The sequence below is a fragment of the Providencia sp. PROV_01 genome, from assembly GCF_053098325.1.
On record NZ_JBRFKD010000002.1, the window covers coordinates 3,027,971 to 3,043,656 of the forward strand.

The window sequence follows — 15,686 nt, forward strand, 5'->3', positions numbered from 1 at the left end:
TAATAAGGTAACTCATTAGGTTATGTAAACCCATTTTATAATAGATGGCATGAATGATTCTAATTACACAAGTGAATGAGTCGTTAGGAGCATACACAAGTATGTGACTAATGCGAATGAGCGTAGTCAACAACGCGACAGCTTGAAGTATGACGAGCTATTGGGACATCTTCAAAATCGTCCGCACATTACTCGCACTCGTTGCGATAATATCAATCGCTCCCGTACGCAGTGCCCCCATAATGGCCATAGCCTTAGAGGATTCGGAAGCAATCGCTATTACACAAGGGATTTTCTTGAGTTCATCTATGCTTAGGCCAATCACTCTGTCATTCATCACTGTATCAACATGCTGCCCTTGCGCATTAAAAAAATCATAACCGGCAATATCGCCAATTACCCCTTGATTTAAACTCGCATCAACAATTTCACGCGGTGTAAACCAACCTAGTTTGACCATATAGCTGTCTTCATTCATATCGCCAATACCAATTAGGGCTATATCCGCTTTACGGGCGCGATCGAGCGTTTCCTTAATGGTGCCATTTTTCATAAATGATTGTTTTAATTCATTATTTTCAACATAGGCAGGCGCGTATAAAGTTTCACTGGTTCCACCAAATTTCTTCGCTAAGCGGCGGCTGATATGGTCCGCATTGATGGAATCTCCCGGCCGGTGGGTTCCGCCAATTCCGCAAATAAAACGGCAATCTTTTTCAGGAACTGCCCCACCGCTATCAGCCACTACCGCAACATTGCGGCCTTGGCCGACCGTGACTATCATGTTGTCTCGTAATGTTGTTGATAAATAATTAGCGACTAATGTGCCAACTTGGTAGCGTTGTTCTTCTTCATCGGGATGGTCGAGGGCAATCAACGCACGGGAAATCGGGAAGCGAGAAAGTAGCTGTTGCTCTAGCTGAGTGCTAAAAATAGGGTGATAGCGAACATTGATCTCAACAATCCCTTCTTCTTTTGCTCGCTTAAGTAAGCGCCCTACCTTAATTCGCGATATACCAAACTTATTGGCGATCTCTTCCTGAGTAATTTCATCACGATAATAAGCTATCGCAATTTCAGTCAGTAGCTCGATTTCGGAAGATGTTTGTGATCTATCCATAAGATAGTGGTTTCCTCTTTATTGGTGTTAATCGCAACAAGGATGATAAGGTTTTAGTATAGCGTTTCTAGTGGCAATTAATAAGTGAGTTATAAAAGAGAGTGGATATATAGCAATAGTTTTTGTCTATATATCCACGAAAAGAGTTATATAAAACAATTATGCATTGGTTAATGCGCTCTGTTTTTCAACACTTTGCGCTAATTGACATAATAATAAACAACAAGAAGTCGCGCCTGCATCTAACACGCCCCTTGAACGCTCACCAAGGCGGCTTGCACGGCCAATTTTAGCCACTAAATCTACCGTGGAATCACGGCCTGCAACGGCGGCGGCCTGCATCGCATCAAGCGCTTGTTTAAAGTTTTTTCCTGCTTTTGTTGCCTCTTCAAAAGCATTAACTGCGGGGATCAATGTATCCATTAAGCACTTGTCCCCCACTGTCGCGCTACTGATATCTTGCAGTTCAGATAACCCATTTTTTAACATAGCGAGGAAATCTTGTTGTGATAACGCATTTTTCCCTGAAATGCTGTCTGACATCCCCATAAAGAAGCTGCCATAAAGTGGCCCCATTGAACCACCAATGCCTTCCATCAACGCATCAGAAATTTCTTCAAACCCTTCACTGAGTGATAATTCACGGTCTGCAATTGCTTTAGCACATAAGTTGAAGCCTTTCGCCATATTGATGCCATGGTCTCCATCCCCTATTGCACCATCAATTTCGCTTAGATATTCACGGTTAGAAACAATAATGTTCACTAAATCAAGGGTAATTTCCTTACCGTTGCCCGTTGAAATAACTTGCATAGTTGTCTCCTTATTTGACCTGTGTTAAACCCAATGAATACGCAGGAACATCCATCAACGTTTTCAATTCATCATCCACTTTCATTAATGTCAGTGTTACCCCCATCATTTCTAATGAGGTAAAGTAGTTACCAACATAGTTACGAACAATACGCACACCTTTCTCACTGAGTTGTTTTTCAACCTCTGCATAGTAGATGTACAGCTCCATCACGGGAGTGGCACCTAACCCTGAAACTAATACGACAACTTCATCACCTTGCTTTGCCTGCATATCATCTAAAATTGGCGTTAACATGGTTTTTGCCATTTGCGCTGCGGATTGAATTGGCATAATTTCAATGCCTGGTTCACCATGATGACCAATACCGAGCTCCATCATCCCATCTTCAATATGAAAATTGGGATGACCCACCGCAGGTATGGTACAAGACGTTAGCCCAACACCAATAGAGTGGCAGTTATTAATCGCTTTTTGTGCCGCATTAATCACACCGTCTAAATCATAGCCTTTACTTGCTGCGGCAGAACCCACTTTCCACATAAGAATTTCACCCGCAACGCCGCGACGCTTTTCTTTTTCACTGGCAGGTGCTGAAGCGACGTCATCGGTAGCGACCACGGTTTTGACTTGCATACCCGCTTTTTCGGCTTTTTTCATCGCCATCTTAACGTTCATGTTATCGCCCGCGTAATTACCATATAAGCAAGCAACGCCTGCCCCACTGTCTGCGGCTTTGAACGCATCTAAAAATGCCCCAGCCGTTGGCGAGGAGAAAATTTCGCCAATCGCCACCGCATCTAGCATATTTTCACCTACGTAGCCTAAAAACGCAGGTTCATGACCTGAACCACCACCAGTGACAATGCCCACTTTCCCTTGTATTGGTGCTTTTGGGTATTTTAGAACCCGCGCGTTATCTGTTTGTGCAAAATATTCAGGGTGCGCTTTCAAATAGCCTTGAATTGCATCTTCAACAACAAGATCAGGTTCATTAATGATTCTGTTCATAATTCCCTCTTTTACTTATTTTCTGGTGTTAGCTGCATCTTTGCCGACTGTTCAAGTAATTCTTCCGGCACAGTAATAAATTTCATCAATATCGCACTAAATAAATAGAGCCCCGAGAAAATCCAAATCACGCCAAACGCACCTACGCTACTAATAAAGAGCCCAACAAGTGCAGGCCCGACAAACGTACTTAAACCGGCGCCTAAATTAAGGACTGACATGGCAGCGCCTTTATTTTCAGGCGCTAAACTCGGCATGATGGCTGAAAGTGGTACGTATCCTGCGAGGCACGCACCAAATAAGCCAGCGGCTATCATCATCAGGGTATAACTGTGCCCAAAATAATAAGGCACGTAGTAAAACATTAAGGTACAAACCATACAGCCGACACAACCAAACCAAATTACAATATTGCGCCAACCGATGCGGTCACTGACAACACCAAAGATCAGATTAAAAGCAATGTTCACTGTCCAAAGTGCTGCGTAGATATGTAACCACTCTGTGCGGGAAAAACCAAAGTCAGCAAGAAACATTGGCATAAAGATCACAAAACCATATGCTGCCGAGGTATTAATGGTACGAACAATGCCACCTAAACCAATTTTTGGGTTCTCAAACGCAATAGTGATCCCTTTGAATACATAGCTGAGCGATACTTTTTCTTTCGGTGCCTCTGGTGTATCTCCCGCTTTGTTGCGGTTAAGTGCAATAGCAATAAATGCCCCGATAGTGACAAAAATCAGTCCACTCCATAACGTTGCCATTTCACCTAACACTGGCAGCGCATAACTCGAATACATCACCCCTAAAACACCCAGCCCGCCGCTATAAACGAACCAGAAGATCCCGACAGCAGAGCCCAATTTTTTAATTGGTGCCTCATAGGCTACCCAAACTAAGAAGCCGTAGGCAAACATGGGATAACCAAAACCACGCAGTGCATAGGTCGGGATCATGATAGACAGGCTGTTACTCGGTAAGCCAACAGATAAGAAAATAACCGAGCCAATCACAAACATCACAAAACCAAAAATCATCACACGACGAGCGGTATAAATTTCAGCTAATACGCCGGATAACCACGCGGCCACAGCAGCAAAAAAACCATACACACTAAATAGTAATGAAGATTCTTCAATACTCATTCCACGGCTAATTATAAAAGGTGACAGCCAGCCTTGTTCTAGGCCTTCCCCCATCATAAAGATCAGGACGCCAAAATAGCCAAGTAGTAACTTTGGTGAAAACCCCGTTACTTTAGACAGTTTATTGATTATCATATTGTTGACCTCAGTGCTTATTCGCTGGGTTAGGACCTGAATAACAAGCCTTGGTAGGGTGACATTTATTCAGGTCCAATTTTTATCGTTATATTTTTAATTTCGTCTTTTTTTCAACCCACGACAGCTCTACAGGTTCGGGTCGAGAACCACTTTAATGTGCGGGTCGCCTTTCGCCATCATTGAAAAACCTTCCGCAAACTTATCTAAAGGTAAAATATCCGTCACCACGCCTTTGGTTGGGAAATCACCATTGCCAATACCTTCAATCACTAGTGGATAACAATATGGGCCAAGGTGAGAACCTAATAAATCCAGTTCTTTACGGTCACTGATAATGCTCCAGTCCACTGTCACTGGGTCTTTAAATACAGAAAACTCGACAAAAGTCCCCAATTTACGGATCATCTTCAGGCCTTGCTCAACCGATTTAGGCGCCCCCGTTGCTTCAATGTAAATGTCACAGCCATAACCTTCAGTCATCTCTTTGACAATTTTGTCGACATCATCACGTTTCGGGTTTAATACGATATCAGCACCAAATTCTTTCGCTAATTCAAGGCGTTTATCAAATAAATCCAGAACGACTAACTTACCAGCACCGGATTTTTTAATTGCCCCAATCATGCCTAGGCCTAATGTTCCTGCGCCAGAAAGCACAACGACATCCCCCAATTTGACATTGGCACGCTGCACGGCATGTAAAGAACAGGCGTAAGGTTCAATCAAAATAGCGTCTTCAATTGGCATCTCGACAGGCACATGGTAGTTGATGGCTTCTTTGGTGAATTTCATATATTGCGCCATACCGCCATTTACATTGTTTTGGAAGCCATACAAGTCATGTTTTTCACACATCCAGTATTCGCCGCGTTTACAGAAACGGCATTCCCAACAAGGTACGATTTGTTCAGAAATAACACGATCACCTAATGCAAAACCTTCCACTTTTGACCCAAAGCCTACGACATGGCCAATAAATTCGTGCCCAGGGATCATTGGCGCCTTGATATAAGCGGGCTGTTCTGCATCTCCCCAAAAACTAGGGGCACCCTCAAAAGCTTTCACATCACCCGCACAGATGCCACAAGCCTCTACGCGAACCAAAATTTCTTCTTCACTAATTTTAGGGACATCGACAGTTTCTAAACGGTAGTCTTTTGGTGCATAAGCAACCACGGCTTTCATTTTTTCTGGAATGCCTGCGCTCATCGTTGCTTTTGAATCACAGTGTTCACACATAGTTCTATCCTCGGCGGTTTGTAAAATGAACATAAGTTCAATGAAGATACAAATTAACCATACCTTCTTTTCTTCATCCTTGCCCATAGTGAGAGTGTCAAAGTGTGATTCAGTGCAAAAATTCTCATAAAATCGCCTTAAAACGACTGTTTTTTACCTTTTTTGCAAAAAAAATTAAATTTAAAGCTGTAGATCACAGAATTCATCATCATAAAAATAAAAACATATGTTCAACTATTGATTATTTGTTCATAAGATCCTATTTTCTAAATAGTACATTTGATTGGTTTATGAACTTTTGTTCAACAATAAGGATCTCTATCATGCTATCTATTGCTATTGGCGCGGATGACGCTGCATTTGAAATGAAAGATTTGATTAAAGCTCACTTAGCAGAACTAAACATTGAAGTGACTGATTACTGTTTAAACACTGGGGTTGCAGACGAAATGTACCCTGATGTTGCCCATGCGGTTGCCACTGCGATCGTACAAGGCAAGCACCAGCGCGGTATTTTAATTTGTGGTACCGGAATTGGTATGTCCATTGTTGCCAATAAAGTCACGGGAATTCGTGCAGCACTGTGCCATGACACATACTCCGCTGAACGAGCTCAAAAAAGTAATGACGCACAAATTATTACCTTTGGTGCACGAGTAATTGGCCCTGAATTAGCAAAAAGCATTATTGATACATGGCTGGCTTCCCATTATGAAGGAGGACGTTCGGCACCAAAAGTGGCTCGAATCAGTGAGTATGAAAATGGGGAACGTTAGTTTTACTTTAGGCGCTTTTACTTTGGGAGCTTTGTAATGTCCACTCAACCACAAAATAAATTAGCCAATGCCATTCGATTTCTTTCAATAGATGCCGTACAACAAGCTAATTCAGGCCACCCCGGAGCCCCAATGGGAATGGCTGATATTGCTGAAGTTCTTTGGCGAGATTATTTACAGCACAACCCCGCGGACCCGCATTGGCCTAACCGTGACCGCTTTGTATTATCAAACGGCCATGCCTCAATGCTGCTCTATAGCTTGCTTCATTTAACAGGCTATGAGTTATCCATTGATGATTTAAAACAATTCCGACAACTCCATTCCAAAACACCGGGTCACCCCGAATTAGGCTATACCCCCGGTGTTGAAACCACAACAGGCCCGCTGGGGCAAGGCATCGCCAATGCGGTTGGTATGGCAATCGCAGAAAAAACCCTAGCAGCTACATTTAATCGCTCTGGTTTCCCCGTTGTCGACCACTATACCTACACATTTTTAGGTGATGGCTGTTTAATGGAAGGGATTTCCCATGAAGTGTGCTCATTAGCGGGAACGTTAAAACTCAATAAGCTCATTGCATTTTATGATGACAACCGCATTTCTATTGATGGTAACACGCAAGGTTGGTTTACTGATAATACAGCAAAGCGTTTTGAAGCCTATGGTTGGCATGTTATTCGCCAAGTCGATGGCCATTCTAGACCCGCAATCAAAGCGGCCATTGAACAAGCTCACCAACAAACTACGAAACCAACACTCATTATGTGTAGAACCACAATTGGTTACGGTTCTCCTAATAAAGCAGGTACAGCGGATTCTCATGGCGCGCCACTCGGACAAGATGAAATAGCTCTGACTCGCCAACAACTGGGTTGGGAGTACCCTCCTTTTGTGATCCCTGATGACATATATGAACCTTGGAATGCCCTAGAACGTGGTGCTGAGCAACAATTACGTTGGGAACAAGCATTACGAGAATACACAAAACAATACCCAGAACTCGCTGAGCAGCTAACTCAACGATTATCTAATCAACTCCCTGAAAAATTTACAGATATCATTGATAATTTTATTCAAAAATTAAATGATAACCCTGCAACGATAGCTACACGTAAAGCATCACAAAATACCTTAAATATTATTGGCCCTATTTTACCTGAGTTAATCGGGGGTTCCGCAGACTTAGCCCCAAGCAACCTTACCTATTGGTCTGGTTCACTGCCGATTAATAAACAACCTGCTGGCAACTATATTCATTATGGTGTCAGAGAATTCGGTATGACCGCCATCGCAAATGGGATTGCATTACACGGCGGTTTCCGCCCTTACACGGCAACCTTTTTGATGTTCTCGGAATATGCACAAAATGCCGTGAGAATGGCCTCATTAATGAAATTACCGCAAGTGCTTATTTATACCCATGATTCAATTGGCTTAGGTGAAGATGGCCCAACACATCAACCTGTTGAGCAACTTGTGTCACTACGTGCAACACCTAATTTGTCAGTATGGCGCCCTTGTTGCCAAGTAGAAACCGCCGTGGCTTGGAAGCAGGCTATCATTCATCAACAGAACCCAACAGCACTTGTGTTATCCCGTCAAAACCTAATACAGTATTCGCGCACTCCCGAACAGCTCACCAATATCGCTCGAGGCGGATATATTTTACGCAGTAATAGTGAAGCCCCTGAATTACTATTAATTGCGACAGGCTCTGAAGTCACGTTAGCGGTTGAAGCATGGAAACAACTGACAGAACAAGGTTTTAATGTGAATGTCATTTCGATGCCATCAACAGATACCTTCGACCAACAACCCTTAGAATACCAGCAGCGTGTTTTACCCAATCACATTCGCCATCGCATTGCGATAGAAGCCAGTATTAGTGATTACTGGCGTAAATACGTAGGAATTGATGGGTTAGTTATGGGTATGAATAGCTTTGGTGAGTCTGCTCCTGCGGACCAATTATTTAAACATTTCGGTTTCACCGTAGAAAAACTTATTACTATGTCGCTTTCATTATTAAAACCTAATGATTAATTGATATAGCAATAATTAATATCTGTTATCCTACTTTGTAATTCCCTATTACAAGCCAAATAATACCTATGTTATTTGGCTTATTTTTTATTTAAATAAAATCATGCAAAATAAAAAAGCGAATATCTAATTATACTCGCTTTTTTTATTATTGATTTAATATCATTATTGGATACTGTAGCCACCATCAATCACTAAATTATGACCTGTAATCATATCAGATGCATCGCTGGCCAAAAATAGCGCACATGCCGCAATTTCAGAAGGTTCGGCAAAGCGCCTTGCAGGGATTTTTCCTTTCATTTCATCTCCTTTTTCACCTTCCCACGCTTTTTTACCTAATTCTGTCATGACAATGGTTGGTGAAATGGCGTTAGTTTGTATGCCTTTCGGGCTCCACTCCAGTGCTAATACTTGGGTTAAACCAATAATTGCCGCTTTACTCGCACAATAGGCCGCATGCTGGTCTAAGGCAATCACCCCCGCTTGAGATGCCATATTAATAATTTTTCCTTTTCCATTATTAATCATAACATTACCCGCAGCTTGGCAAACCAAAAAAGTCCCTTTTAAGTTCACGTTCATGGTTAAGTCCCAATCGGATTCACTTAAATTTTCAGCGGGAGCCAGTGCTACAATTCCAGCACTATTGACGACAATATCTAGCCGACCATAATGCTCAATGACATGTTCTACCATCTGAGAAACCGCCGTAGAATTTGTGATATCACATTGAATACCAATTGAATTGCCTAATTTCTCTGCAGTCGTTATTACGTTATCTGACTTATCGATTAGGGCAACTTTAGCCCCTTTTTCAACATACAGTTGAGCAATCGCCAACCCAATACCTGCTGCTCCCCCGGTAATTAAAGCGACCTTACCATCAAGTGAAAAGTTGGTGTTATAGCCACTAAATTTTTTCATTTTAATTCCTTAACATCATGATGTGATATTGAATATATAGATGAAATAAATATAGTGCTGTCTTAGACAGACAGCAAAATATTAAACGAAGATTAAATTACTTGGTATTATTAATATAATATTATTGCCGATTAAGTTCTATATTATTCATGTAAAAAAAAGAGATATCTCTCAAATTAAATACCTCACTAAATTCCGAATGGGCATATGTTCAAAATAATAATCTAAATGAATATTTGTACTTTATCTTTAACTGTAAAAATCTTCTAAAAACCCCTCTATGTTGTAACTGCTCCGTAAAAATACATTTTTTCATTCCCCTATAAATTTTCGGTTAATTGGCGCATAATATTAGTTATATCTAAATTGATATTAAACAATATCAGCACTGGGTTATTGAGTAAGATATTGAAATGAATATCATTCACACTAAATACTGCACATTTAATTTATAGGTTATTGATAATATGGAAGAAAGTAACTTACTACTACAACTTAATAACATTGGGTATAGCATTGAGGAAAAAACAATTCTTGATAATGTGCAGATTAACTTACAGGCAGGTGACTTCAAACTGATTACAGGACCTTCTGGCTGCGGTAAAAGTACTTTATTAAAAATAATCGCCTCGTTAATTTCACCAACTCAAGGAACTATTCAGTTTCAAGGGAAAGATATCAATACCATCTCACCAGAAACTTATCGGCAGCAAGTTTCATACTGCACTCAAACGCCCACCTTATTTGGACAAACCGTGTATGACAACCTCGTTTTTCCCTATCAAATTCGAAAATTGCCGCTTAATAAAGAGAAAGTCATCAGTGATTTGCATCAATTTTCTCTGCATGAATCTATTTTAGATAAAGGGATCAACGAACTCTCCGGTGGAGAAAAACAGCGTATTTCTCTTATTAGAAACTTACAATTTCTTCCACAAGTCTTACTGTTAGATGAAATCACCAGTGCCCTAGATGAAGAAAACAAAATTATAGTGAATGAATTTATCCATCATTTAACGAGTGACAAAAAAATAGGCGTGTTATGGGTAACCCATGATCAAGATGAAATCGCTCATACCAATGAAGTTATTACCCTTCCTGTTCATCACAACGAATCATAGGATATCACTGTGCATCAACCAACTATTTCCAATGAATCATTAACCTTTTCTATCCTGTTAGTCCTTGTGGCTATTTTTATTAGTCATAAAGAAAAACTGTCCCTTGAAAAAGATATTATCTGGAGTACTTGCCGAGCGATTATTCAACTATTGATCGCTGGCTACATTCTAAAATATATTTTTAATGTTGATCACGAATTGCTCACGATTGCCTTGGTGATGTTTATTTGCGTCAATGCCGCCTGGAACGCTAAGAAAAGAAGCAAATATATTGATAAAATTTATGTTACCGCATTAATTGCCATTACCTCTGGTACATTTCTTACATTGTTAATCTTAATATTAACTAACGCCATCGCATTTACACCCATGCAGGTAATTCCTATCACTGGAATGATTGCAGGTAATGCCATGATTGCAGTAGGATTATGCTTTAATAACCTCGGCCAACGGTTTTCAAGCCAACAACAACAAATTCAAGAAATGTTAAGTTTAGGGGCAACCCCAAAAATTGCTTCTGCTGCTATTATTCGCGACAGTATCCGAGCATCATTAATCCCAACGGTGGATTCAGCCAAAACAGTAGGAATTGTCAGCTTACCGGGTATGATGTCTGGCCTGATTTTTGCTGGAGTTGACCCGTTACAAGCAGTTAAATACCAGATTATGGTGACTTTTATGCTGTTAGGTACCGCAAGCCTTTCAACCATACTGGCTGGGTATATGACTTATACAAAATTCTATAACCAACGCCATCAATTATTGGTTACCACACTGAATAAATAATAACCTTCCGCCGCTTATTTATCATCAACGATAAGCGGCACTTACTTAACATCACTCTTTAACCACGCCCACAGGTAATACTTCAATTAACTGTGCTTTGCTATTTTCATTATCTATCAACTTAAAAATATGATTTAGCATCGTTGGCACATCCTGTTTAACCATTTCGATGTCATTACCTAATAGTGCAACAAAAGGGTCCCAGTCAAAACAGCCTAAATGAGGTTGACGCGAACCGATATAGCCTTTTTTACCTAACCAATCAATAACCCCTTCTAATGAAATAGTTGAATTAATAAATAAACCACATTTCACTATTTTCTGTGGATCTTCATTATTCTGTTCAAAAAATCGTGAAAGTGCTTTTTCCGCTTTTTCGGGAGCATAACCGCAGGCCAAGATATTTTCTTGTGGAACTGTGATACCTTTTTCATTATGTGCATCAATAAACCCACGAATACGTTCTCGTGTATTGTGGTCATGTTCACGACCACCAATAAAAATTAAAGCTTCATGTGTTGATGTCTGAGATTTATTTTTGCTTAAAATACGTTGTGTTAAATTTTTTGCACCAAGATAGTTGTCTGAAATAACAGAAGGCGCCAACAAGCCTGGTAAGTCTAAATTCAAGGTTGAGACACCGGAAGCTTGGCAAATTTCAGTGATTTTATCCGGATTGGTTGCCCCTGTTGAAACCAACCAATCAACCTGATAAGAAATCATTGCACGTGCGGCTTCTATTTCTAATTCAGGGTCACGCCGCGTGCAGGTAATGATAGGAAATAACCCTCTTTCACGCGCCATTTCCTCAAAATGTTCGACAATAGAACCAAAATAGCGGTTGTCATACTTCGGAACTAACATACCGATTATTTTGGATTTATTACTGCGCAATAAGCTGGCTTGCTTATTGACTGCATAATTTTGTTCTTCGGCGATGCGGATCACTTTTTCAGCAAGTTGTGCGCTAATTCGCCTTTTTTGCCAATTACCATTGAGTATTGCACTCACTGCACTCGCTGAAACCCCTGCTAATTCGGCAAGGTCATAGATCGTTGTTTTCTTATTTTGTCTGATCTTTGTCACAGATTCTCATCTCCATTTTTTACTAGCTTGACACCAAAGTCGAAAAGTCGCAATACTGCTACATCGATTGAGCAATATTGAAATTGATGATGCATGAGTTGATATACTGCAAAATAAATACTATCAACCCATCGCATGTAGCCACCTATCCATCCCCGTGACTCATTGCTGTTTCATTAATTTCAGGCGCTTTTCATTCTTACATTTCGCTAAAATATCCGATTGGAGTAAATTATGGCCATTTCTATTGAAAACAAAGTCGCAGCAATTACCGGAGCTGCCTCAGGTATTGGGCTTGAATGTGCACGCACACTGATCAAAGCAGGTGCAAAAGTCGTTCTAATTGACCGCGCAGAAGAGCGATTAAACCAACTTGTTGAAGAATTAGGTGAAAATGCAATTCCATTAGTTATCGATTTAATGAAACCGGAACAAGTTGATGGAATGTTAGATGCCATTTTACAAAAAGCAGGCGGTTTAGACATTTTCCATGCTAACGCTGGTGCCTATATTGGCGGCCCCGTTGCTGAAGGTGACCCTGATGTATGGGATAAAGTTTTAAATTTAAATATTAATGCAGCTTTCCGTTGTGTTCGCGCGGTATTACCTCATTTTATTGCTCAAAAATCAGGCGATGTGTTATTCACCAGTTCAATTGCAGGTGTTGTTCCTGTGATTTGGGAACCGATTTACACCGCATCAAAATTTGCTGTTCAAGCCTTCGTCCATTCAACACGCCGTCAAGTCTCTGAGCATGGTGTGCGTGTTGGTGCGGTATTACCCGGCCCTGTGGTTACTGCCTTACTTGATGATTGGCCAAAAGAAAAAATGGAAGAAGCCTTAGCAAATGGTAGCTTAATGCAACCAATTGAAGTGGCTGAAGCGGTATTATTTATGTTAACTCGCCCACGTAATGTCACTATTCGTGACCTTGTTATTGTGCCTAACAGTGTTGATCTCTAACTTGTCATCTCGCAATTCATTGCAGTTAGCACCTTGGAGGGAAAATGAATAATTCACATGCACCATTAAAAGATAACGATAAAGTCGTTATTGGTATCGATGTTGGCACAGGCAGTGCACGCGCAGGTGTCTTTGATATGTCTGGCAATATGTTAGCGTCTGCCAAACATGATATTACACTATTTCGTGACAACGCCAATTTCGCGGAGCAATCAAGTAACGAAATTTGGGAAGCGGTTTGTTATTGTGTCAAACACGCAATGGCATCATCAAAAGCAAAACCACAACAAGTGACTGGTATTGGTTTTGATGCAACCTGTTCACTAGTTGTCATCGGAACAGATACACAACCAATTACAGTTAGCCCATCGAATGACCCTGAGCGCAATATTATTGTGTGGATGGATCACCGCGCGACAGAGCAAGCTGAACGTATTAATCAATTAAAACATCCGGTTTTAAACTATGTTGGCGGTAAAATTTCGCCTGAAATGGAAACGCCTAAGATTTTATGGCTAAAAGAAAATTTACGTCAATCCTATGATAATGCATGGCAATTTTTTGATTTAGCCGATTTTTTAACTTGGAAATCGACTAATTCTTTGGCTCGTTCAACCTGTACGGTAACCTGTAAGTGGACATATCTAGCCCATGAAAAGCGCTGGGATGCAGATTACTTTCAACAAATTGGGTTATCTGAACTCGCAGATGAAAATTTCGCGCGTATTGGGCAGCTTATTGTCGAGCCAGGAACGCCTTGTGGTGAAGGCTTGACGGAAACCGCAGCTCAGCAAATGGGCTTACTAGCAGGAACTCCTGTCGCCGCAGGTATGATAGATGCTCATGCTGGCGGTATTGGTACCGTTGGTGTTAATGGCGATGCAACCGCTAATATGGCCTACGTATTTGGTACATCTTCATGCACGATGACGACCACCAAAGAACCCGTATTTATACCCGGTGTATGGGGGCCTTATTTCAGTGCAATGGTGCCAGGTATGTGGCTAAATGAAGGTGGCCAAAGTGCGGCAGGTGCTGCAATTGACCAGTTACTTTCCTTGCACCCCGCTTCAGCACAAGCAAAACTCACTGCAAAAGAACAAGGTAAACCCTTGCCTGTTATGTTAGCGGATTTAGTATTAGAAAAAGCATCGTCACCATCGCAGTCTGTTGAGCTAGCTGAAAAAATACATGTTGTCCCTGAGTTTTTAGGAAATCGAGCACCTTTTGCTGACCCTCATGCCAGAGCCGTCATTGCTGGCTTAACCATGGATAACAGCATGGAAAATTTACTTTCTTTCTATGTTGCTGGTGTGTGTGGCATTGGCTATGGGTTACGACAAATCATTGAAGCACAAGCAAAATCCGGTGCAGTTATTGAAAATATTGTCGTCAGTGGAGGTGCTGGCCAACACCCGTTGATCCGCCAATTACTTGCGGATGCGTGCGGTGTCCCTGTGATTTCAACACAAGCCAGTGAGCCTGTTTTACTCGGTTCAGCTATCCTCGGTGCAGTTGCAGGAAAAGTCTGTGACGATGTTGCACAAGCCATGGACCAATTTAGTGCAATTGACCTCACCTACCAAGCCAATGAAGCTTATAAAGCACGCCACGATACAAGATTTACCTCTTTCTTGCATTTACAGCAATGTGCTAGAGAATTAAAAGGCTAATCACGCTAATATGACGTTGAGTCATATTTATACTAAAGAAAGCCGGCTTACGGCTTTCTTTATTTAGGATTCGTATTACCTATTGCGTTTAATTTAATAAAAGGCATACGCTATCACTCAGTTTTAAAAACAATATCTTGCCCATAACGAATCAACCATTTCTTTTGGCATTAAATCGTAATCTCCCTCAACCATAGGAATTGACAAGGATACCTTCCCTTGTTTATCACTATAGGCTTTCACAATGAATTTTTTATACCCTTCTAATCTTGCATTCTTAACCCGAAACACTTCACCACAAACGTAGCCTAAATCACCCTTATCCGCAGTTTGGCGAATAAAATTATATTTCACATTTTTAAATGAAGCGGATTCAGGGAAAGATAAATAGTCTTCAACACTACTTTTTGCCATTTTCACAAGATCAGGTGTAGGGGAATAGTTCAATGTCACCCCTAAAATAAAAGAGCCCCCAGTTAACAATAAAATTGTGAGCAACTTTATAATATTCATATTCTTAAGCTCTCATTTATTCAATAACAAGCCAATTGACCTGGATGACCTAATCACCCCGCCCAAAAATACACTTAAGTAGTTATCATTAGCCAATTGTAAGTAAATAATAATTATTTTAATAATATCCAGCCTTATCTATATAAGAATACCTTATTAGATAGCTTGTTTTTTCTAATTACTATCTCCGATAACCATCACAAACAGCGCAAATAAACACAATTAAATTTATAAAGTCTGTTCGTATTTATACTTTATTTTACACATCACATGAGTAAGTATACCAGTATTAAACTAAGAATATAAATAGTACTTGAAACATTAA

At 40.7% G+C, this 15,686-nt stretch carries 14 protein-coding genes; 6 read left to right on the forward strand and 8 right to left on the reverse strand.

Annotation, left to right across the window (positions count from 1 at the left end):
- Positions 1-157: 157 nt before the first annotated feature.
- The 5 genes from ACU696_RS14715 to ACU696_RS14735 all read right to left on the reverse strand — a co-directional run bounded on the left by ACU696_RS14715 (position 158) and on the right by ACU696_RS14735 (position 5,470).
- Positions 158-1,120, reverse strand: coding sequence for a sugar-binding transcriptional regulator (locus tag ACU696_RS14715; RefSeq protein WP_004910275.1), 963 nt, complete (start codon positions 1,118-1,120; stop codon positions 158-160).
- 159 nt (positions 1,121-1,279) lie between these two features.
- Positions 1,280-1,933, reverse strand: a complete 654-nt coding sequence (gene dhaL, locus ACU696_RS14720) for a dihydroxyacetone kinase subunit DhaL (RefSeq protein ID WP_109911230.1) — start codon at positions 1,931-1,933, stop codon at positions 1,280-1,282.
- Positions 1,934-1,943: 10 nt separating this feature from the next.
- Positions 1,944-2,945, reverse strand: a complete 1,002-nt coding sequence (locus tag ACU696_RS14725) for a dihydroxyacetone kinase subunit DhaK (RefSeq protein ID WP_004910269.1) — start codon at positions 2,943-2,945, stop codon at positions 1,944-1,946.
- A gap of 11 nt (positions 2,946-2,956) precedes the next feature.
- Positions 2,957-4,228 (reverse strand): MFS transporter, encoded by a 1,272-nt coding sequence (locus ACU696_RS14730; protein ID WP_115167405.1) that lies wholly within the window; start codon positions 4,226-4,228, stop codon positions 2,957-2,959.
- A gap of 129 nt (positions 4,229-4,357) precedes the next feature.
- Positions 4,358-5,470, reverse strand: a complete 1,113-nt coding sequence (locus ACU696_RS14735) for an MDR/zinc-dependent alcohol dehydrogenase-like family protein (RefSeq protein ID WP_004910265.1) — start codon at positions 5,468-5,470, stop codon at positions 4,358-4,360.
- 323 nt (positions 5,471-5,793) lie between these two features.
- Here ACU696_RS14735 and rpiB point away from each other — a divergent pair, with 323 nt between their 5' ends.
- On the forward strand, positions 5,794-6,246 hold the full coding sequence (gene rpiB / locus ACU696_RS14740) for a ribose 5-phosphate isomerase B (RefSeq protein ID WP_109911228.1): 453 nt from the start codon (positions 5,794-5,796) through the stop codon (positions 6,244-6,246).
- Positions 6,247-6,282: 36 nt separating this feature from the next.
- A complete protein-coding gene (gene tkt, locus ACU696_RS14745) occupies positions 6,283-8,292 on the forward strand; it encodes a transketolase (protein ID WP_164528923.1) in 2,010 nt (669 codons plus the stop codon).
- A 165-nt stretch (positions 8,293-8,457) separates the two neighbouring features.
- Here tkt and ACU696_RS14750 read toward each other — a convergent pair whose 3' ends face one another.
- Positions 8,458-9,219 (reverse strand): SDR family oxidoreductase, encoded by a 762-nt coding sequence (locus tag ACU696_RS14750; protein ID WP_004910258.1) that lies wholly within the window; start codon positions 9,217-9,219, stop codon positions 8,458-8,460.
- Between the two features lie 467 nt (positions 9,220-9,686).
- Here ACU696_RS14750 and fetA point away from each other — a divergent pair, with 467 nt between their 5' ends.
- A complete protein-coding gene (fetA, locus tag ACU696_RS14755; protein ID WP_004910255.1) occupies positions 9,687-10,340 on the forward strand; it encodes an iron efflux ABC transporter ATP-binding subunit FetA in 654 nt (217 codons plus the stop codon).
- Between the two features lie 9 nt (positions 10,341-10,349).
- Positions 10,350-11,126, forward strand: coding sequence for an iron efflux ABC transporter permease subunit FetB (fetB, locus tag ACU696_RS14760; protein ID WP_004910254.1), 777 nt, complete (start codon positions 10,350-10,352; stop codon positions 11,124-11,126).
- 51 nt (positions 11,127-11,177) lie between these two features.
- Here the strand turns inward: fetB and ACU696_RS14765 are convergent, their stop codons facing one another.
- A complete protein-coding gene (locus ACU696_RS14765) occupies positions 11,178-12,212 on the reverse strand; it encodes a LacI family DNA-binding transcriptional regulator (protein WP_115167407.1) in 1,035 nt (344 codons plus the stop codon).
- Between the two features lie 234 nt (positions 12,213-12,446).
- Between ACU696_RS14765 and ACU696_RS14770 the strand changes: the two genes are divergently transcribed.
- Positions 12,447-13,175 (forward strand): SDR family oxidoreductase, encoded by a 729-nt coding sequence (locus tag ACU696_RS14770; protein ID WP_004910250.1) that lies wholly within the window; start codon positions 12,447-12,449, stop codon positions 13,173-13,175.
- A gap of 44 nt (positions 13,176-13,219) precedes the next feature.
- Positions 13,220-14,848: an FGGY-family carbohydrate kinase gene (locus ACU696_RS14775; protein ID WP_123382041.1), complete on the forward strand. Its 1,629-nt coding sequence runs from the start codon at positions 13,220-13,222 to the stop codon at positions 14,846-14,848.
- Positions 14,849-14,971: 123 nt separating this feature from the next.
- On the opposite strand, the gene ACU696_RS14780 is transcribed toward ACU696_RS14775, so the two are convergent.
- Complete coding sequence (locus ACU696_RS14780) at positions 14,972-15,361, reverse strand: hypothetical protein (RefSeq protein ID WP_004910246.1); 390 nt, start codon at positions 15,359-15,361, stop codon at positions 14,972-14,974.
- Positions 15,362-15,686: the final 325 nt, after the last annotated feature.